The following is a 1,120-nucleotide window of genomic DNA, read 5'->3' on the forward strand; positions in this document are numbered from 1 at the left end:
ATTCAAAATCCCCCTCAATCCAACACAATAGAGCTTATGCACAATTAGCCAAACGAGCCATTTGCCATCGTCGGGTCTGTTCATTGACTAGACCACAGACTGTATGCATGATGGAAGTGTAAATTGAATGGGAGCAACGAAAGCGGGTGGCAATAATCGCCCAGTTTTTCACCCAGCCAATGCAATGTTCCACCCTGACACGGACGGCACTTAGTTGAGAATTGAACGCTTCCTGCTGTTCTGTCAATTCTTTTCCTTTCAACTTTTTGAAAGGGATACAAACAGTTAGCCTAGGTATTTTTTGCTGGAGTCCTGTTTCAGGGTTGCTTAGGGTGATTAAGCTGACTTGGTCAGTCATGCCTTGATAGCCTTTATCAGCATCAGCTTCGCAGCCATCAGGTAATCTTTCAACTGTTTGCACTTCGTCACTGAGCTTTTTATCGTGCATGGCTCCAGGCACAGAGACGCTGATTGCTTGGATGTGGTGTTCGCCATCCGTGACCATTTGCGTTTTCACGGTAAACGCTTTCTTTTTACCTGAGTAGTAGAGCTTGCGCGTTTTGTTGTCCTTACTGGGACGAAACACCTGCTGCTCGGTGGCATCCACCAATACACGCCCATCGGCCAGTTGTTCTAATAACAGTGTGACCGATTCTTCTGTCTCTGGGGCATCTTTCACGATATCCCATATTTCTGGGCAAGGTAAAACCGAAGCGATAAGCGGCAGCAAGCGGCGTAGGTCACGTGAAATGTCACATTGCGTCAATCCGAACATAAAGGCAATGACCAGCTGGGGAATGTGTAGACGCAAATAGGACAATACCGCCACCGTTCGCTGAGCCAGTGACTGGTCGAATTTACGACCAGCACCAATTGCTCGCTCACGACCCTCACGAGTATGCCGCCTCTTTTCATAGGCGGGTAGTTGAGCTTCCATTTTTTCAAGCATGTCCCAAAACTCTTCCGCTGGAATTCCCGTGAAAGCACGGACTAATGCAGGATGTTTGCGTAACATCGACTCGGTGAACATCACTATCTCCAAATTTTATTAGGATACTATTGCACCATACACCCATTTTGCTTATTGTGCATAAACTCTATTCTAATCAGCTACATGCTT

At 46.7% G+C, this 1,120-nt stretch carries 1 protein-coding gene; it reads right to left on the reverse strand.

All coding sequences use genetic code 11. The annotated features are described in order from the left end of the window. Nucleotides 1-34: 34 nt before the first annotated feature. Nucleotides 35-1,030 (reverse strand): transposase family protein, encoded by a 996-nt coding sequence (locus tag VZ94_RS21685; protein WP_045780840.1) that lies wholly within the window; start codon nucleotides 1,028-1,030, stop codon nucleotides 35-37. Between the last annotated feature and the right edge of the window lie 90 nt (nucleotides 1,031-1,120).

Source organism: Methylocucumis oryzae (genome assembly GCF_000963695.1).
Classification (GTDB): domain Bacteria; phylum Pseudomonadota; class Gammaproteobacteria; order Methylococcales; family Methylomonadaceae; genus Methylovulum; species Methylovulum oryzae.